Genomic DNA, 19,985 nt, shown 5'->3' on the forward strand with positions numbered 1-19,985 from the left:
CCTTTTTTCCGCCAGATTTTGTCCTTAAAAAAGATCGTTCGCTGTGATACTCTTATCGTGCTTGGTATAGTCCACCGGTCTTTTGGCAAAGAAATCATCCATAGAGTTGGCGAAAACCTCTTCCTCGAACCATACCATCGGACGGTACTGTTCAGGGGAAATATTATAGCGTGGTGCCATATTGATTTTCTTTAAACTGTCATCAACGCGGTATTTCATAAAGTTCAGGAGATCTTCTCTGGAGAATACGCTGAGTTCACCCAATTCGAAGATCCAGTCCAGGATTTCACCTTCCAGTTCTACGGACTGATCTACCAGGGTATAAATATCTTCGATATCAGAATCAGTTAATAGTTCCGGCTGTTCTTCACGGATTTTGTTGATGAGGTAGATCCCTGCGTTGGCGTGAATCTGTTCATCTATAGAAGTCCATGCGATAATATTCGAAACGTTCTTCATATACCCTTTGAAACGGGTAAATGAAAGGATGATGGCAAACTGGGAGAAAAGTGATACATTTTCGATCAGGATGCTGAATAATAAAAGCGATGAAACATACTCTTTAGGGGTAGCGGAATTCGCATGTTTTAAAACATTGGAAAGGAAATCGATCCTCTTTTTTACCGCAGGGATTTCAATGACGTTTTGGAATTCTTCGTTATAACCCAATACTTCCAGAAGGCGCGAATAGGCTTCCGAATGACGGAATTCGCATTCTGCAAATGTTGCTCCCAGGCCATTGAATTCAGGCTTTGGAAGATGGTTGTACAGGTTGCCCCAGAAGGTTTTTACGGATACTTCAATCTGAGCAATCGCCAGAAGCGCGTTTTTTACAGCATGTTTTTCATGAGGTTCCAGCTGTGAATGAAAATCCTGAACATCTGCCGTGAAGTCCACTTCCGAATGCACCCAGAAGGATTTATTGATGGCCTCCACAAACTGAAGCACTTCAGGGTATTCAAATGGTTTATAACTTACTCTTTTATCAAAAACTCCCATACTTAACGTCTTTAAAATTTATAATCACGACACCCCGGATTATGCTGAACATATTCAACTGGCTGGTTAGCCATTGCTTGCAGAAATGAATTGTCTTTTCTGGTCCTGCTTTATCCTTAAGTGTCTATAACCACAAAGTTCTAAAAAAAGAACTGATTTTAAAAGGGGCAAATACTAATTCATTGAGTTTTAACCGTAAAAGTTTTCCACATTTGCCTGAAACTTCCTTCCCTATTGGTTTTTGGAGGAGTTGCAGTATAAAAATATATTAAATAGTAGAATTTTAATTAAACACATTTTTTTAACTTATTGTAAATCAGGTGTTAATTTATTAAACAAGGATTTATTGCAATAAAAACGTGTTCTTGTAACAAATCCAGGGTTGCTTCTACTTATTAAGCATAATAAGATACACCACTTCATGCTAGTAATCGAAGATTTACATAAATCATACGACACCGGAAAGAGCAAGCTCCATGTGCTAAAAGGAATCAATCTCTCGATTTCCGAAGGTGAGTTTGTTTCCATTATGGGGAGCTCCGGATCCGGGAAGTCTACACTTCTGAATATCATCGGTATTCTGGATGAAAAGGATTCAGGGATTTATGAACTGGACAATGTCCCGATTGAGCATTTATCTGAAGTTAAAGCTGCCGAATACAGAAGCCGGTTTCTAGGTTTTATTTTCCAGTCTTTCAACCTGATTGGTTATAAGACCGCTTTGGATAATGTTGCCCTTCCGCTGTATTATCAGAATGTTCCCCGGAAAGAACGGAATCAGAAAGCAATGGAATACCTTGAAAAAGTAGGTCTTGCACAATGGGCTAATCACCTGCCCAATGAGCTTTCGGGTGGACAAAAACAAAGGGTGGCCATTGCCCGCGCCCTGATCACGGATCCTAAGGTAGTACTTGCAGATGAGCCAACCGGAGCATTGGATTCCAAAACTACCCACGATATTATGAAGCTTCTTCAGGACATCAATAATGAAGGTAAAACCATCATTGTGGTAACCCACGAACCCGATGTTGCGGCACAAACCAAACGCAATGTCGTTTTAAAAGATGGTATTATAGAAAGTGATGAATTTATTGTACAACACGTATTGTAACCAGCTTTAAAATTTGAAACATGAAACAGTTGAAATTTAATCTTCAATCTTTCAATTTTTCAATATTAAATTATAAATAACATGTTTGACCTAGATCGTTGGCAGGAGATATTCAGTTCTATCCGGAGTAATGTATTGCGGACGGTGCTTTCGGGCTTTACCGTGGCATTGGGACTGTTTATTTTCATTGTGCTTTTCGGCATCGGAACGGGGCTTCAGAATGCATTTACCCAGGGATTTACACGAGATGCCCAGAACCTGATCTCCTTCTTTACCGGAAAAACTACGGTCGCTTATAACGGACTTCAGTCGGACAGGACAGTAACCATGAATAATGATGATTACGATTTCCTGGTAAATACCGATAAGAAAAAGGTCGGCTATTCAACGCCAAGGTATACCTCCAGCCTCATGGTAAAATACGGAAAGGAAAGCGGCACCTATCAGGTGAACGGTGCCGATCCGCAGGAACAGTTGATTGAGAACAGGAAAATCCTGGAAGGGCGTTATTTATCACCGCTGGATATAGACCGCAAACAGAATGTGGCTGTCATTGGGCGGATGGTGCAGCGTGACCTCATTAAAAACGGAAGCCCGGTAGGAAAAGAACTCAATATCAACGGAACGATGTTCAGGGTAGTGGGTGTGTTTTCTGATGATGGCGGAGACTGGGACGAAAGGCATATCACAGTGCCCATTACGACCCTGCAGCAGATGAAAAAAGGTTCTGATACAGTAAACACCGTGTATATTGCGTATGACGAACATCTCACTCCTGAACAGGCCATCAAATATGGTGATGAACTGAAAGAACGCCTGAAATCAAGGAAAAATGTTGCTCCTGATGATGAAAACGGGGTGCGGATTTGGAACAATGCCAAGAACATGAATGATACTTTTACCTTTATGGCGGTGCTGACTGCAATTGTAGGATTTATAGGCATGGGTACGCTGCTGGCCGGGATCATTGGGATCAGCAATATCATGGTGTATATTGTAAAGGAGAGAACTAAGGAAATCGGAGTAAGAAAAGCCATCGGAGCCAAGCCTCGGAGCATTGTGGCCCTGATTGTACAGGAAAGTGTCGTGATTACGGTTGTTTCCGGAATTGTTGGGGTGGCGCTCGGTGTTCTGGCTCTGAAACTGATCGGGAACAGCCTGGAAGAATATTTTATCAGGGAACCGGCAGTGGGCTGGGGAACCATCCTGATGGCCTTTATTGCTTTGATTTTTTCCGGGCTCATTGCAGGATTTGTACCGGCATACAGAGCATCTAGGATCAAACCGATAGAAGCATTAAGAACAGAATAAAAATAATAACTCATACGTCACTACTGTGAACATTTTATTTAAAAAAGATACCTGGCAGGAAATTTATTATTCATTAAGGAATAATAAGCTCCGTACATTCCTTACTATGATTGGTGTGGGTTGGGGCATGTTCCTGTATGTTAGCCTGCTCGGTGCTGCAAAAGGGATGGAGAATGGTTTTGATAAACTGTTTTCGGGATTTGCCACAAACTCCATATTCCTGTGGGCACAGAATACTTCCATTCCTTATGACGGTTTTCCGAAAGGCCGGAAAGTAGACCTGCGGCTTCCGGATATGGAACTGCTGAAGAGAAAAATTCCTGAAATTGATTATATCTCTCCCCAAAATTCCAGGGGAAGTTTTACCGGAACGCCCGGAGAATCCATGTCTAAAAACGGGAAAAGTGCCACCTATTCTTTAACGGGTGATTATCCTGTAGGAAACAAAATTTCAGAGAAGAAGCTTATTTTCGGAAGGTATATCAATGATGCTGATGTTTCAGAAAATAAAAATGTGGCTGTGATAGGAGAAGAGGTCTATAAGAATTTTTTTGATGCCAAAAAGAAGGAAAATCCATTAGGCCAATCCATCAATATCAAAGGGATTTTCTTTAATGTGATCGGTGTTTTCAGGGTTAAGAAAGGGGGCGGCTTTGAAAATGACCAGACCGTATTTATTCCGCTTTCCACATACACGAAAATGTATAATGCCGCTGACAAAATAGATATGTTTGCCATTGTAAGCAAGCCTAACGCCGATGTAAATGAAGTGGAAGAACGGGTAAAACGTGAACTGAAGGCAAAAAATAAGGTGTCGCCCGATGATACCAACGCTTTCGGAAGTTTTAATCTGGGAAAAGAGTTTAAGAAACTGACCGGTTTCCTTTCCGGTATGCAGCTGCTGACGATCATCGTAGGAACACTGACCATTCTTGCCGGAGTAATCGCCATCTCCAATATCCTGCTTATCACGGTAAAGGAGAGAACCAAGGAAATAGGTATCCGCAGGGCACTGGGAGCCAAGCCTGCCGAGGTAAGAAATCAGATCCTCCTGGAAAGTGTGGTTATCACATTGTCATCAGGCTTGCTGGGCTTTATTTCCGGGATTTTCGTTCTGATCATTTTAAATATAATGACCCAGAATCAGGACGAATTTCCTTTTTATAACCCAACCGTTAACTATACCAATGTTTTCGCAGCCATGGCGGTCATGGTAGTCTTAGGTTTGGTCATCGGGATGATTCCTGCTCAGCGGGCCGTAAAAATCAGGCCTATTGAGGCATTAAGAACAGAATAATAAAAATTAACCGCTTAATTAAAAAGTAAACTGTACATATGAAAAAGAAATTTACCTGGAAAAAAGCTGTTTATATATTGCTGGGAATTTTACTGGCAGTAGCATTAATTGCAGGGATAAGTTATCTTGTAAAATCCAATTCCAAGCAGGCGGAAGCCTTCCTTACCCGTAAGCCGAGTATCCAGAATATGGAGGATAAAGTAATGGCCACCGGAAAGATTATCCCCAAGGAGGAAATCGAGATCAAACCGAATATTGCCGGTATCATTGATAAAATCCTGGTAGATGAAGGTGATAAGGTAACTGCAGGTCAGCTGATTGCAACGGTACGGATTGTTCCTAATATTGCTGAGGTAAACAGTGCCCAGCAGGATGTACAGACTGCCCAGATTCAGATCAGCAATGCAAAAATGAATGTCAGCAATATGCAGAAGCAATTTTCCATGCAGCAGAAATTATATAGTCAGGGAGTTATTTCCCAGCAGGAATACCTGAACTCACAACAGCAGCTGTACTCTATGCAACAGGCCCTTAAAAATGCGAACCAGCAACTGGTAACAGCGCAGAAAAGGCTGCAGATTGCTAAAACAGGTGCTACACCTGAGCTGCAGGGGCTTGCCACAACCCAGATCCGTTCCAAGGCATCAGGGACCGTACTTGAAGTGCCGGTAAAAGTAGGTAGTCAGGTTATTGAAGCCAACTCTTTCAACGCCGGAACCACGATATGCTCCATCGCTGATCTTAATTCATTGATCTTCCAGGGAGAAATTGATGAAGCCCAGGCCGGAAAGCTGAAACAGGGAATGCCGATGAAAATTGTGATTGGTGCTTTGCAGAATAAAACTTTCCCGGGAAAACTCACGATGATCGCTCCTAAGGGTAAAGATAATAACGGAACCATTAAATTCCCGGTAGAAGGTGATGTGTATAATCCAAACAACGAATATATCCGGGCAGGATTTTCAGCTAACGGCGAAATTGTGCTGAAGTCCCGAAAAAATGCTCTTCTGCTGGATGAATCCCTTATTCAGTATGAAAAGGTGAACGGAAAAGACAAACCTTTTGTGGAAGTGAAGCAGACGGACGGTAAATTCAGGAAAGCTTATGTAACTTTGGGAGCCAGTGACGGTATTAATGTTGAAATTCTTTCTGGACTGTCCAAAGATGATGAGGTGAAAGTATGGAACCCTTCAGATAAAGATAAGGAAGAGCTTAAGGAGAAGAAAAAATAATAAACGACTCTATACATTCAGATTGGTCCCGGAACAGATGTTCCGGGACTTTTTTTCCATCTTGCCGAATGTTTAATAAGCATGTAATAAATGGGCGGATCAAAATGTCTTATCTTTAATTTAAATGACACAATATGAAAAAAGATTACTGGATTCTTTTTGTTTTTATCATCGCAAAGTTTGTCCTTCAATATGAATTGATCAGTCCTGAATATGAGCTCCACAGAGACGAATACCTGCATCTGGACCAGGCCAATCATCTTGCCTGGGGATATCTGTCTGTTCCTCCCGTAAATTCGTGGTTAGCCTGGATCATCAAGATGCTGGGAAATTCCGTATTTTGGGTTAAATTTTTTCCTGCTCTTTTCGGTGCAATGACGATTGTCCTTATCTGGAAGACCGTTGAAGAACTGAATGGAAACCTGTTTGCAAAAGTGCTGGCCTCTGTAGGGATTTTATTTTCTCTCCTGCTCCGGGTGAATATGCTGTTTCAACCAACATCATTAGAGATATTTCTATGGCTCTTCCTGTATTATGCCCTGATAAAATATATCAATTCTGAAAAAGTAAAATGGCTGTATATTGCCGCCGTGGTTTTTGGGATAGGAATATTAAATAAATACAATATTGCCTTTTCAGTACTGGGATTAATCCCGGCACTCCTGTTAACGGAGCAAAGGAAGATCTTTATGGAGCGCCATGTGTATTTAGCATCACTATTGGTTTTAATCATTGTCTTTCCTAATCTAATCTGGCAGTACCGGAATGATTTTCCGGTTATTCACCATATGAAAGAACTTTCTGAACGCCAGCTGGTACACGTAAGCAGGATAGATTTTATAAACTCTCAGGCTCTGTTTTTTATTGGGAGTATTTTTGTGATTATTGCAGGTTTAGGAGCATTATTAGGGTACAGGCCTTTTAAAAAATTCAGGGTTTTCTTCTGGAGCTACATTATTACGATACTCATTTATTTATTTTTCAAGGCAAAAGACTATTATGCCATAGGATTGTATCCTGTATATATTGCTTTTGGCGCTGTTTTTCTCAGTCACCTATTTAAGAGAGGCTGGGCCAGATTTCTAAAGCCTGTCAGCATACTGATTCCTTTACTGGTTTTTATTCCTATATCTAACATAGCTTTTCCTGATAAAAGTCCCGAATACATCGTATCTCATCAGGATAAATACATAAAGTATGGATTGCTTCGCTGGGAAGATGGAAAGGAGCATTCTTTGCCTCAGGATTTTGCCGATATGCAGGGCTGGAAAGAACTTGCGAGAAAGGTTGATCAGGAATATTCAAGCCTTTCAAAAACCGGGAGAACGATAGTGCTATGTGATAATTACGGAGAGGCAGGGGCTATTAATTATTATACGGAAAAAGGGATTAAAGCGGTGTCATTCAATGCGGACTACATCAATTGGTTTGACCTCAGTAAAGCATTTAAAAATGTAATCAGAGTTAAAGAAAAGCCGGAACATGAACTTGAAGAAACAGGGCCTTATTTTGAACATTCACGTATTGTCGGCACTGTTGAGAATCCTTTTGCAAGAGAGATAGGAACTGTGATTTTCAGTTTCGGAAATGCAAAAATAGATGTTCGTAAAAGAATTCAGGATGAAATTGATGAAATTAAAAGCACCTGGCAAACAAACTTCTGAGTAGACAGATGACTAAATCCGAAAGTAGGTTAAGAAGGAATGATGTGTATCATTATGAATGCAGTTAAATATCCATAACAAAAGTAGTCTTTGTCTTGGCGTCAAATAAGATTATACTGATAAAGGAATAGGTTTTGCCGTTATGGTAAATCATTCACTTATTTAATTGATCATTATGGAAGATAAAGACTTTGATGTCATCATTATAGGAGGAAGCTACGCCGGACTCTCCGCAGGGATGGCGCTCGGAAGATCATTGAGAAATACTTTGATCATTGATGACGGCAAACCGTGTAATATTCAGACTCCGCAGTCCCATAACTTTCTGACTCATGACGGAAGCACACCCGCAGAAATCAGTTCCATTGCTAAAGAGCAGGTATTGAAATACGGAACGGTACAGTTCAAGGACGGGCTGGTTACCGGAATTGTAAAAGATTCGGGAAGATTTGAAGTAGAAACTAAGCACGGAGAGAAGTTTGGTGCCAGAAAAATAATCCTGGCAACAGGTATAAAGGATATTAAGCCGGATATCCCCGGGTTTGAAGAATGCTGGGGGATTTCAGTCCTGCATTGTCCGTATTGCCATGGCTACGAAGTAAGGGATGAGGTTACCGGAGTCTTGGCCACGGGAGATGTCGCTTATGAATTTACAAGGATGATTCACCATTGGACAAAAAAACTAACCCTGTTTACCGACGGACCTTCTGAGATGAGTGCGGAACAGCAGCAGAAATTCAAGGAGAAAAACATAACGATTGTTGAAGACAGGATTAAAGAAATCCACCATGAAAACGGCTACATTCAGGAGCTGATTTTTAAAAATGGGAAAAGAAAACCCTTAAAAGCCCTGTATGCCCAAATCAATATTGAACAGAACCTGGACGTTTCAGGAATTATCGCCTGTGAATTGGCAGAACACGGGGTGGTGAAGATAGACTCTGCCCATAAAACCAGTGTTGAGGGTATTTTTGCATGTGGAGACAGTGTTACGCTGATGAGATCGGTAGCTACGGCTGTTGCCCATGGGAATATGACCGGAGCCATCGTTAATAAAGAACTCATTGAAGAAGATTTTTAACCAACAAATATTTGGAAATTAACGCTAAAAATCATCTTTAATGATGCTGAAAGCTTACCGGAAAATCCGTACATTTGGGGTGAAAAATTCAAAATAAAAAGTAAATGGACATTATTTTTGACCTGATTGAAAAGGAAAGACAAAGACAAACCCACGGATTGGAACTGATTGCCTCAGAAAACTTCGTTTCTGAAAATGTGATGAAGGCAGTGGGCAGCGTACTAACCAACAAATATGCTGAAGGATATCCCGGAAAGAGATATTACGGAGGATGTGAAGTAGTAGATGAGGTCGAAACATTAGCCATTAACAGAGCAAAAGAACTATTCGGGATCGAGTATGCCAATGTACAGCCCCATTCCGGATCCCAGGCCAATGCTGCCATTTATCTTGCGGTATTAAAGCCAGGCGATAAAATAATGGGGATGGACCTTTCTATGGGAGGACACCTTACCCACGGTTCAGCAGTGAATTTTTCAGGTATTCAGTACGATGTGGTTTCTTATGGTGTAAACAGAGAAACAGGTCTCATTGATTATGATCAGATGAGAGAAATAGCACTCAGGGAAAAACCGAAAATGCTGATCGCAGGATTCTCAGCTTATTCCAGAGATTTGGATTATGCCAAATTCAGAGAAGTTGCAGATGAAATTGGCGCCACTTTATGGGCAGATATTGCCCATCCTGCAGGTCTCGTTGCAAAAGGATTGCTCAACTCTCCATTTGAGCACTGCCATGTAGTTACTACTACTACTCATAAAACACTTAGAGGTCCAAGAGGGGGAATGATCATGATGGGGAAAGATTTTGAAAACACTTATGGGCACAAAACACCTAAAGGGGAGATCAAAATGATGAGCCAGGTACTTGACGGTTCAGTATTTCCCGGAATTCAGGGTGGTCCTCTGGAACACGTAATTGCAGGTAAAGCTGTCGCTTTCGGTGAAGCTCTGGATGCTCAGTTTGCCACTTATGCACAGCAGGTAAAAGATAATGCTCAGGCATTGTCAAAAGCCATGATTGACAGAGGATTCGATATTGTAAGCGGAGGAACAGACAATCACCTGATGCTTGTGGATCTAAGAAATAAAGGCGTAAACGGTAAAGAAACTGAAAAGGCACTTGTTCAGGCAGACATTACCTGCAACAAGAATATGGTTCCTTTCGATGATAAATCTCCTTTCACCACATCAGGAATCAGACTGGGGACAGCAGCTATTACTACCCGAGGTCTTAAAGAAAAAGATATGGATACCATTGCAGAAGTGATTTCGGAGGTTGTGGATAACATCAAAAATGAAGAAGTTCTTTCTTTAGTAAGAAAAAAAGTGAACGAATTGATGGCAGACAAGGCTTTATTCAACTACTAAAAGAAAAATTATTAATTTTAAAATATCGGAGAATGGGCATTTTGTCCATTCTTTTTTTATCTATGGAAAAGAAGTCTTTTACTTATGAAGAAATAAAACAGAAACTGGTCAACTACTGCGTGTATCAGGACCGTTGCCATGCTGAAGTAGAGCAGAAGATGCGGGAATTTTTACTTATTGATGAAGCAAAAGAGGAAATCATGCTTTACCTCCTGAAAGAAAACTATCTTAATGAAGAAAGGTTTACAAGAAGCTACATCAGGGGAAAGTTTTACATCAAACACTGGGGCAGAAACAAAATAAGGATGAACCTCAAACAGAAACAAGTACCTGAAAAACTGATTAATAAGTGTTTTGATGAGATTGATGATGAGGATTATAGAGTAGCGATCAAGAAAATGTATGATAATTATTATGCTAAGCATATAGATTTAAATGAATACCAAAGAAAAATTAAAACGATAAAACATATCATAGGAAAGGGATTTGAGTATGATGCTATTATAAATTCTATAGAAGAATAAAATTATTATTATTATGTATTGAATAATAAATAGCTCAAGTTGGTATAATTAACAGAATCGTAATTTCATTAACAGGCAATTAGATTCAAAAAAAGAATATTTTTGCCTTGAAATACATACGATTATGCAACTAAAACTATTCTATTTGAGGAAGATACTGTTTGTATCTTTGATGCTGCTCTCGCTATGGAGCTGGGGGCAGGCTACATTACCATTTACATACGATGGCGGAAGGTCAGGCCTTCCTACAGGTCTTTCGCAGACCGGGTTAGGTACAGATTACAACAATTCTCCTAAAATGAAATTTGATGATTCTGGAGATTTTGTAGTATTGAATTTTACAGGTGCAGGATCTACTTTAAGTTACAAAATTTCAAATAATGGAATATCCGGAAATTTTAAATTCCAGATCTTACAGTCTGCTGACGGAACTAATTACACTTCAATAAGAGATATTACTACTTTATCTTCCGGTAGTACTATCTTTACAGATAATGTAAGTTCCTCAGCGAAATACATAAAATGGGTTTACACCACTAAAGCAACTGGTAATATTGGCCTAGGAGCAATAAACTTATCCGCTCAGGCAAGTGATCCTAATCTATCAATTTCAGGAACAGCATCTAACGGTTCTGTTTGCCCTAACACAGCTGCTTCAGCGGTTACCTACACAATTACAAATAATGGAACTATAGATGCTACAGGTATAAATATAGCATCCAGTGATTCTCAATTTGTCGTTTCTGGCCTTTCAGCTACAACTGTAACTGCAAATGGTGGCACTGCTACTTTTAATGTAATATTTACGCCTACAGCTTCCGGATCCAAATCTTCGACATTGACCGTTAGCAGTTCGACATCAGGAAGTAATAGTCCAACCTACACCATCTCCGGTACAGGAACTGCATCAGTGTCTGCTCTGGTCTCTACAAATGCAGCAACATCATTATCATATAATGAAGCTGTAATGAACGGTAATGTTACAACTGTTGGGGCTTGCCCTGCTTCTTCAGAAAAAGGATTTGTATATGGCACTACTTCTGGAACCTACGGCTCGCCAATTCCAGTAGGATCTACCGTATCTACCGGTTCTTATAACTATAATCTGACATCTTTATCACAAGGAACTACCTATTATTATAAAGCATATGTAAAAGATACCAATGGTAATTATGTATATGGTTCTGAGCGTAGTTTTACAACATTGGTTCCGGCTTCGCAGATTGCTTTTGTAAATATGCCAACTTCAGGATATACAACTGTAAGTTTGCCTGCATTCTCTATTGAAGCCCGTACACCTTCCAATACGGTAGATACTTCATATTCTGGTACCGTATCTCTTTCTAAAACAAGTGGTTCAGGAGTTATGTCAGGAACATTGTCAAATATATCTTTCGTTAACGGTATTGCAAATTTTAATGATGTGAAATTTGATACGGCAGATACTTATGTTATTTCGGCAACTGCTGGTAACTTACCAACTGTAGCATCAGGAAACATTGTCATAACAACAGGAGATATCTATCAGAAAATTACATCTATTACAGATTTGACAGATGGAGATTATATAATAGCTGATGCAAATGATGCTGTAATAGCCACAAATGTTGTAACCAATGGTACATATGCTACTACTGCTGTAACCGTAAATAATAATGCAATTGTAAATACCAACACAAATACAGTTTGGCATATAACTAACTTAGGTTCAAACTACAGTATACAAAATGTGAATAATACTAAATATCTTGCTTACAGTGGTAGTTCAACAAATTTAGCTGCAGGTAATAGTGTGTCAGATAACTCCCAAAAATGGATCATCACATACAATACGGATCACTTTACCGTTGCCAGTGTCCAGGATAACTCAAGGATTCTAAAATACAATTCAGCATTATCAACGCCAGGATTTAAAGCCTATACGTCAGCGACTACAGCACCTGAAGTAAGTCTTTATAAAAAGATTACAACGACTACTTGGAGCTCTGCAAATGGAAGCGGATCATGGTCGAACGGATCTCCTTCTGCAGGTACAGATGCAATCATAACAAATAATTACTCTACTTCATCAAATCCAGCATTTACTGCAAGGAATATTACGATTAAAAATGGAGGTGTTCTCGAAATTACTTCAGGAAATACAATTAATGCCGTAGATGTAACAATTGAGAACGGAGGAAATCTTATACAAAGAGATGGCTCCACATTGAACAATACGGGAACCTTTAATGTTTTAAAAACAGGAGCAAGTGCCCTAAATAAATATGCTTTCTGGTCTTCGCCGGTAGTATCTCAGAACCTGTCAAACATTTACGGATCTACTACACCTGCATTTATTACGGAATACGATACTGCAACAGACTATTTCGTTAATGCAAGCTCAACGGCTGCAGTGACAGGTAAAGCGTATTCCATTAAGACTCCATCTGCTAATGCATCATTGACATTCTCAGGTACGCCTGTAAATGGGAATCAGACATTTACATTGTCTACTGCAGGGAATGGATTTAATTTGATTGGCAATCCATATGCTTCAAATCTTGATCTTAATGCATTTTACACCGCAAATTCCGGTAAAATATCCAATACATTTTATTTCTGGGATAATACAAGCAATTCTGTTACGACGCAAAGTGGATCGACCACAACAAATGTAGGATATGCTGCATACAACCCTGCGTCTCAGGCCTGGGTTCCGGCACCGAATATCACTAGTGTTCCTGCAGGGAATACAGCAAGCATTGGTCAGGGCTTTATTGTAAAAGCTACCAATACTGCCGATACATCATTGAATTTTACGAATGACATGAGGGTGGCAAACCAGGGTGCCTACTTTAACAAATCCACGGTTAATGCCGCAGAAGGAAAATTCTGGCTTCAGCTGACTTCTTCATATGGTACTAGCAATACGGTTGTGGTTGCTTACCTTTCCCAGGCTTCTAATACATACGATCAGTATGATTCTAAAGCAATCGCTTCAGGGTCGGATGCATTTTACACATTAGCAGATGCACAGAATCTGATCATTCAGGGTAGGGGCAACTTCGATATAAACGATACAGTTCCTGTAGGTGCCAAGCATTTTGAGAGCGGTGATTTCGTAATCTCCATGATCAAAAAAGAAGGATTATTCAACAACGGCCAGCCTGTTTTCCTTCATGATAAAGTAATGAATACTTACACGAATCTTCAGGGCAACAGCTATCATTTTACAGCTTCTGCAGGAGAGGTTTCAAACCGGTTTGAAATTGTTTATAAAGACCAGAACGTACTTTCTGTACATGATGATTCAAAGAAAGAGACATTTGAAGTATACAGAAGCGGGGAAGAATTCGTAGTGAGGAATGATAAAAATATTCAGTCTGTCGAAGTATACGACGCTTCGGGAAGAATGGTTCTTCAGCTAAAGGATAATAAAACGACAGTGAATTTCAGATTGAATATTAACGGTACTTATGTAATAAAAGCTGTTTCTGCAGGTAAGGAATACAGCAGAAAAATAATTAAATAAAGACAAAATGAAAAAATTAATAATAATATATGTAATGGCATTTTCAGGTATTGCGTATGCACAGCAGTCCGATAATCCTTTTGTTTATGACAATTCCTCACAGGAAGAGGCAGATCCCGTTCCCGGAACACCCGGAGATCCCGTACAACCTGCGCCAATTGATCAGTATATTCAGGTTCTTTTTTTTGCGGGAATAGGAACTATCCTCCTGCATGCAAAAAGAAAGAAGGCAGTCAATAAATAATGATTATAAGATAAAAAAAATCCAAAGTTTATGAACTTTGGATTTTTTATTTTATACTAATTGCAATTACGGATAGATTTTTGATAAGAATTAAAATAAATGAGTTACATCGCTTTACCTGCAGCCTAACAAAATAACTTATCACTACGATTGTAAAAATGAATAATATGTTTACCTTTGTGTTCAAATATAAACCATTTGATGTTGAATGAAAAAGCTAAATGACGCTTTTAGGGCATTGTATAGGGGCGACAATCTATTGAAGATGACGGAACTGAGATATCTGCCCCGCTGGTTGGTTATTGTTATTGATGTTTTAATTGTATTTTTTTCCATATTTCTGGCTTATTTCTTTTTAAAAAAGCTTAATATACGGGTTAATTTTGCATCTTATAGTCTTCAGAAAAGAATTATTATCATAACAGTAAATATCCTGTTTATGTTTGTTTTTAAAACGTATGCAGGGATTATACGGCATTCAACTTTTTTCGACTTCTTTAAAATATTGTTAGCCTCTGGTTCTACTTTATTTACTTTACTGCTTATCAATTATTGTTTTGAATTATCAGTTGGTACATCGCTATATCTGTATCCAAGTTTATTTTTATATTTCTTTATTTCTGTTTCGATCATGTTCTTTTTCAGGATTTTCACGAAGCAGTTTTTCAATATGCTGATGGATATCAAAGGGAACGCTTCCAAGATAAGAGTTGCCGTAGTAGGAGTAGGAGATGTTTCTGTATCGTTGGCCAGAGCAATTGTTCATAATCCAAGTTATCCATATCAGCTTGCCGGCTTTCTAACGAACCGATCAGATTCTAATAGGGCATTGTTATTAGGACATAAAATTTATAATCAGGAACAAATTGTAAAAAATCAACATTTGATTAAACAGTTTGATGCAGTGCTTATTATAAAAGAAATCATGACTAAAAGCGATTTGGAAGAGTGGATGACTTTTGCTTTAGACAGAGGCCTGAAAGTGCTCAAAGCTCCATCGCTAAGTAAGATGAGAGATACAGATCTGGTAGGAGGAATCAGGCAACTGCAGATTGAAGACCTGCTTAACCGCAAGCCTATTAAGATTGAAAATGAAGAGGTAAAAAGAAGGCATTTTGAAAAAAATGTTCTTGTTACAGGAGGAGCGGGCTCTATTGGCAGCGAGATTGTAAGACAGGTAGCACAGTTTGCGCCTTCCTTAATTGTTGTATTAGATCAGGCAGAATCACCTTTATATGAATTGGAACTGGAACTGCTTGAAAAATTTCCTGAGCAAGACTTTAAATTTATTCTGGCAGACATATCCAATAGTTACAGACTGGAGAAAGTATTTGAAACTTATGGATTTTCAATGGTATATCATGCGGCAGCTTATAAGCATGTACCTATTATAGAAGACAATCCTCATGAAGCTGTTTTTGTAAATATATTAGGGACCAAAAATGTTGCGCTGTTATCCAAGAAATATAAAGTCAACCGTTTTGTAATGGTTTCTACGGACAAGGCTGTAAATCCTACCAATGTAATGGGAGCCTCCAAAAGAGCAGCAGAGCTTTTCGTACAGTCATTACAGAATTCTGAAGGCAATATTACCAAATTTATTACGACGCGCTTTGGGAATGTTTTAGGTTCCAATGGATCGGTAATTCCACATTTCAGAAGGCAGATTGAAAAAGGAGGACCGGTAACTATTACCCATCCGGATATCATCAGATACTTTATGACTATTCCTGAAGCCTGCGAATTGGTACTGCAGGCTGGTACTATGGGAAATGGTGCTGAGATTTATGTATTTGATATGGGCGAGCCTGTAAAAATCCTTGACCTTGCCAAACGTATGATCAAGCTCTCAGGATATACTCCGGATATTGATATAAAAATTACATTTGTGGGACTTCGCCCCGGAGAGAAACTTTATGAGGAACTATTAAGCAATAACACGACTACGATTCCTACCCATCATGATAAAATAATGATTTCCAAGGATCCGTATATGAGTTTTGAAGATATAGACTTGCTGGTAATTCAGATCATAAAGGCAGCTGTTAAAAGGAATAAATTAGAGGTCGTAAGGATTTTGAAAAATATTGTTCCGGAATTTATAAGTAATAATTCAGAATTTGAATTGTTGGATCATCAGAAAAGCGAAGATCTTATTAGTGAGGATATTTGAAAATACTTTAATTACTCACATTAATTTACTTTGCCAAAGCATGTTTATTGCGATTAGAAGTTGAGGTGATACAAAATATTTATTTCTATGGTATCATTTTTGCTATAAGAGCAGCGATTTACAAATTCAGTATTTTTTAGTTCTACAGATCTCTTCAGATATGTAGAATTACATAATAAAATATTTTTTAAGTTCTAAAATAATAATCCTATTTTTGTGAAAAATTTATCAGAAATGAGTTGGAAAAATTTTATTTGCGGATGCGCACTTTCGATACTGTTATTTTCTTGTGGAGCGAGACAGGAAATCAACTATATGAAGGATATTGAAAATGTTGCATTAGATAATTCAATTAAAAACAGCAGGACAACTTTGCAACCTGGAGATCAATTAATCATAACTGTTTCTGCGAAAGATATGGATGTTGTTAAACCATTTAATCAGGTTTATTCTTCTGCATCTACCATAACTCAGTATTCTCAGCCAAGTTCAAATAATTTACCTCAACAAATTCCTGTTTCCGGACCTACTTACAGCGTAGATACTGACTATAATATTACATTTCCTCAAATAGGAAAAATCAGTGTTAAAGATGAAAATATAGAGACTTTGAAGACTAAATTGACCAGCTTACTCAGAGAGTACATAAAAGATCCTATAGTAGATGCAAAGCTTATCAATTTCCGAGTTTCTGTATTAGGGGAAGTTGCCAGACCGGGAACTTATGTACTCCCTGATGGAAACGCTACATTGCTTAGTGCATTGGGATTGGCTGGGGATTTAACAACATATGGAGTCCGTACTAACGTTTTAGTGGTTAGAAATGTTGATGGAGTGTTTACTAAAGAAAGAATAAATCTTACCAGTGCACAATTTATTAATTCGCCTTACTATTATCTAAAACAAAATGATATTATCTATGTTCAGCCAAATGCTAACAGAGAAAAGGCAGCCAGAGTTGATCCTAATACAGGGCTTTACATTTCAGTGGCTTCTGTCATTGCTTCTTTAGTTATAGGAGTCTTGGCATTGACTAAAAATTAAATTTAAGATACATAATTATTTATAGTGGATCACAATTATTTGCAGGAAAAGGCTCAGAACGACACCTTTAATCTCAGAGAAATTATTAAACCTTATTTATACCGCTGGTATTGGTTTATTTTAGGAGTTTTAGCAACAATTATTTTTGCATGGTTTCTTCTGAGGTATACTATCCCGGTATATAATACTGAGGCAACATTATTGATAAAAGAAGTTAAAAAATCTACTTCTGGCCAGCCTGAGATGTCTGTAATTTCCGAGCTTGGTGGTATTGGTGGAATGGGTACCAATTCAATTGATAATGAAATAGAGATTTTTAAATCTAAAAAACTCATGTTGTCAGTTGTTAAAGAATTGGGGTTAGAAACCAATATTTATGCGAAGGGAAATTTGAAAGATTCTGAACTATATAAAGAGTCTGCTCCATTCGTAGTAAGAGTTATCAGTGAAAAGCGTAATGCCGTATATCCAAATAAAGAAGTTTTAGCAATTGTTAATAATAACAATATTACAATTAAGTCTGAAAGTTTTAAGAAGGATATACAGGTGGAATTTAATAAAGCCGTAACAATGCCCTTTGGTATTGTAATCTTTCAAAAGAATCCATTATTTAATAAATCTGCGGTAGATACGGGTAAGTACATTCTGCAATTTATGTCTGGTATTGATAGAACAAGAAGTTTGTTAAGCCAACTTAATGTAAGTTTAGTGCAGAAAGAAGCAACTGTACTTAAAATTTCCATGAGTTCTGAAGTTCCAGAAAAAGCTCAGGATATTCTTAATCGTTTAGCAGTTAATTATAACCGTGAGGCAAATCTCGATAAAAATTCGGAAGCACAAAAGACAGCTAGTTTTATTGATGAAAGAATTAAACTGATTGGAGAAGAATTAGGAAAAGTAGAAACACAGAAGGAAGATTTTAAAGTTCAGAACAATATTGCTGATATTAAAGCAGAAGCAGAGTTATCATTGGAGAACGCAGCTAAAATCCGGCAGACACAGATCGATAATGAATCTCAATTAGAGTTAGTAAACAGTTTGATTGGATACCTCAATAAACAGGGAGCTTACCAGGTGCTTCCTCTTAATGTGGGATTAACGGACTCTAATACGGCATCTGATATTACCATGTATAATCAGTTGATTACTGAGCGTGAAAGGCTTTTAGCGAGTTCTACTACCGCTAATCCATTAGTTCAGGATATTACCAAGCAAATAGGAAATATGCGTACTGCAATTTCCGAAAGCCTTCGAAAAAGTAGATCTGCACTTCAGATTGTTAATGCAAATATTCAGTCAGAACAGAATAGGCTTTCCGGAAGGATTTCTAAGGTTCCTGTACAGGAAAAACTTTTCAGAAGTATAGAAAGACAACAGAATATAAAAGAGCAATTATATTTATTATTATTGCAAAAAAGGGAAGAAGCGGCTATATCACTCGCTATAGCAGCGCCGAAAGCAAGGATTGTAGATGATGCTCTTACTAATCCTACACCAGTATCACCTAAAAAAAGCATCATTTATTTAGGTGCTTTATTGATAGGTTTGCTTATTCCATTTGTAATTATATATGTATTAGAATTGTTTAATAATAAACTACAGACCAAAAAGGATTTGGAAAAACTTTCTATGGGTCCTGCTGTAGTAGGAGAGTTACCATCTTTAGAAAAAGGGCATTCGGAATTAATACAGCTTAATGATCTTTCGCCATTAGCAGAAGCATTCCGAATACTCATTACCAATATTAATTTTATGCTGCCTAAGAATAGCAAAGGAAATGTAATTTTTGTTACTTCTTCAGTAAAGGGTGAAGGGAAAACGTTTACAGCAGTTAATCTTGCCCTTACATTGGCTACACCGCGAAAAAAAGTTGTCATCATAGGTTCGGATATAAGAAATCCTCAATTACAACGATATAATGAAAATAGAAGAGGCTTAGTAGGACTTTCAGAATATATGTATGATCAGCAGGTTCAGACATCTGAAATTATTCATTCTAGCACTTTTAATCCGTATTGTGATGTCATTTATTCCGGCGCCATTACACCTAATCCGACCGAGTTATTGTCAAACGGGAGATATCAGCATCTGGTAGAAAGTTTAAAGTCTGAATATGATTATATCATTTTAGATACAGCTCCGTTGATGCTCGTTACCGATTCTTTTATCATAGCAGATGTTGCTGATGTCACTGTATATGTTACCAGATCAAATTTTACAGAGAAAGAATTAGTTTTATTTGCTAATGCACAAATTGCTGATAAGAAAATAAAAAATGTTGTATTTGTACTTAATGATGTAAAAGATAAATTCAGGGCGTACGGGAACAAATATGGTTATGGATATTCAGCTGATGAAGCTAAGCCTTGGTGGAAAAAGCTTTTCGATTAAAATAAAAATCACTTATCTAACAGTCAATTAAAT

14 protein-coding genes are annotated in these 19,985 nt (G+C 38.2%); 13 read left to right on the plus strand and 1 reads right to left on the minus strand.

The genetic code is table 11. The features are described 5' to 3' along the window. Positions 1 to 24: 24 nt before the first annotated feature. Positions 25 to 999 carry a ribonucleotide-diphosphate reductase subunit beta gene (locus QE404_RS01230; RefSeq protein ID WP_307445558.1) on the minus strand — a complete coding sequence of 325 codons (975 nt, stop codon included), beginning with the start codon at positions 997 to 999 and terminating at the stop codon, positions 25 to 27. A gap of 421 nt (positions 1,000 to 1,420) precedes the next feature. Here QE404_RS01230 and QE404_RS01235 point away from each other — a divergent pair, with 421 nt between their 5' ends. From QE404_RS01235 to QE404_RS01295, 13 genes are all read left to right on the plus strand, one after another. Next, positions 1,421 to 2,110, plus strand: coding sequence for an ABC transporter ATP-binding protein (locus tag QE404_RS01235; protein ID WP_307445560.1), 690 nt, complete (start codon positions 1,421 to 1,423; stop codon positions 2,108 to 2,110). A gap of 81 nt (positions 2,111 to 2,191) precedes the next feature. Then, positions 2,192 to 3,421 (plus strand): ABC transporter permease, encoded by a 1,230-nt coding sequence (locus tag QE404_RS01240; RefSeq protein ID WP_307445563.1) that lies wholly within the window; start codon positions 2,192 to 2,194, stop codon positions 3,419 to 3,421. Between the two features lie 25 nt (positions 3,422 to 3,446). Then, the gene (locus tag QE404_RS01245; protein WP_307445564.1) at positions 3,447 to 4,718 is read left to right on the plus strand and encodes an ABC transporter permease; all 1,272 of its coding nucleotides are present in this window, start codon (positions 3,447 to 3,449) and stop codon (positions 4,716 to 4,718) included. A gap of 38 nt (positions 4,719 to 4,756) precedes the next feature. Further along, positions 4,757 to 5,950, plus strand: coding sequence for an efflux RND transporter periplasmic adaptor subunit (locus tag QE404_RS01250; protein ID WP_307445567.1), 1,194 nt, complete (start codon positions 4,757 to 4,759; stop codon positions 5,948 to 5,950). Between the two features lie 134 nt (positions 5,951 to 6,084). Further along, the gene (locus tag QE404_RS01255) at positions 6,085 to 7,614 is read left to right on the plus strand and encodes a glycosyltransferase family 39 protein (RefSeq protein WP_307445570.1); all 1,530 of its coding nucleotides are present in this window, start codon (positions 6,085 to 6,087) and stop codon (positions 7,612 to 7,614) included. A gap of 175 nt (positions 7,615 to 7,789) precedes the next feature. Further along, entirely contained in the window at positions 7,790 to 8,695 is a 906-nt protein-coding gene (locus QE404_RS01260) for an NAD(P)/FAD-dependent oxidoreductase (protein ID WP_307445573.1), read from the plus strand. 104 nt (positions 8,696 to 8,799) lie between these two features. Continuing rightward, positions 8,800 to 10,065, plus strand: a complete 1,266-nt coding sequence (gene glyA, locus QE404_RS01265; RefSeq protein ID WP_307445575.1) for a serine hydroxymethyltransferase — start codon at positions 8,800 to 8,802, stop codon at positions 10,063 to 10,065. Positions 10,066 to 10,127: 62 nt separating this feature from the next. Continuing rightward, positions 10,128 to 10,589 carry a regulatory protein RecX gene (locus QE404_RS01270; RefSeq protein WP_307453310.1) on the plus strand — a complete coding sequence of 154 codons (462 nt, stop codon included), beginning with the start codon at positions 10,128 to 10,130 and terminating at the stop codon, positions 10,587 to 10,589. Positions 10,590 to 10,734: 145 nt separating this feature from the next. Beyond that, positions 10,735 to 14,100, plus strand: coding sequence for a T9SS type A sorting domain-containing protein (locus tag QE404_RS01275; protein ID WP_307445578.1), 3,366 nt, complete (start codon positions 10,735 to 10,737; stop codon positions 14,098 to 14,100). Between the two features lie 7 nt (positions 14,101 to 14,107). Beyond that, positions 14,108 to 14,344: a hypothetical protein gene (locus QE404_RS01280; protein ID WP_307445582.1), complete on the plus strand. Its 237-nt coding sequence runs from the start codon at positions 14,108 to 14,110 to the stop codon at positions 14,342 to 14,344. Positions 14,345 to 14,552: 208 nt separating this feature from the next. After that, positions 14,553 to 16,517, plus strand: coding sequence for a UDP-N-acetylglucosamine 4,6-dehydratase family protein (locus tag QE404_RS01285; protein WP_307445585.1), 1,965 nt, complete (start codon positions 14,553 to 14,555; stop codon positions 16,515 to 16,517). Between the two features lie 216 nt (positions 16,518 to 16,733). Next, positions 16,734 to 17,561: a polysaccharide biosynthesis/export family protein gene (locus QE404_RS01290; RefSeq protein WP_307453654.1), complete on the plus strand. Its 828-nt coding sequence runs from the start codon at positions 16,734 to 16,736 to the stop codon at positions 17,559 to 17,561. Positions 17,562 to 17,585: 24 nt separating this feature from the next. Beyond that, a complete protein-coding gene (locus tag QE404_RS01295; RefSeq protein WP_307445591.1) occupies positions 17,586 to 19,952 on the plus strand; it encodes a GumC family protein in 2,367 nt (788 codons plus the stop codon). Positions 19,953 to 19,985: the final 33 nt, after the last annotated feature.

The sequence above is a fragment of the Chryseobacterium camelliae genome (assembly GCF_030818575.1).
GTDB lineage: Bacteria > Bacteroidota > Bacteroidia > Flavobacteriales > Weeksellaceae > Chryseobacterium > Chryseobacterium camelliae_A.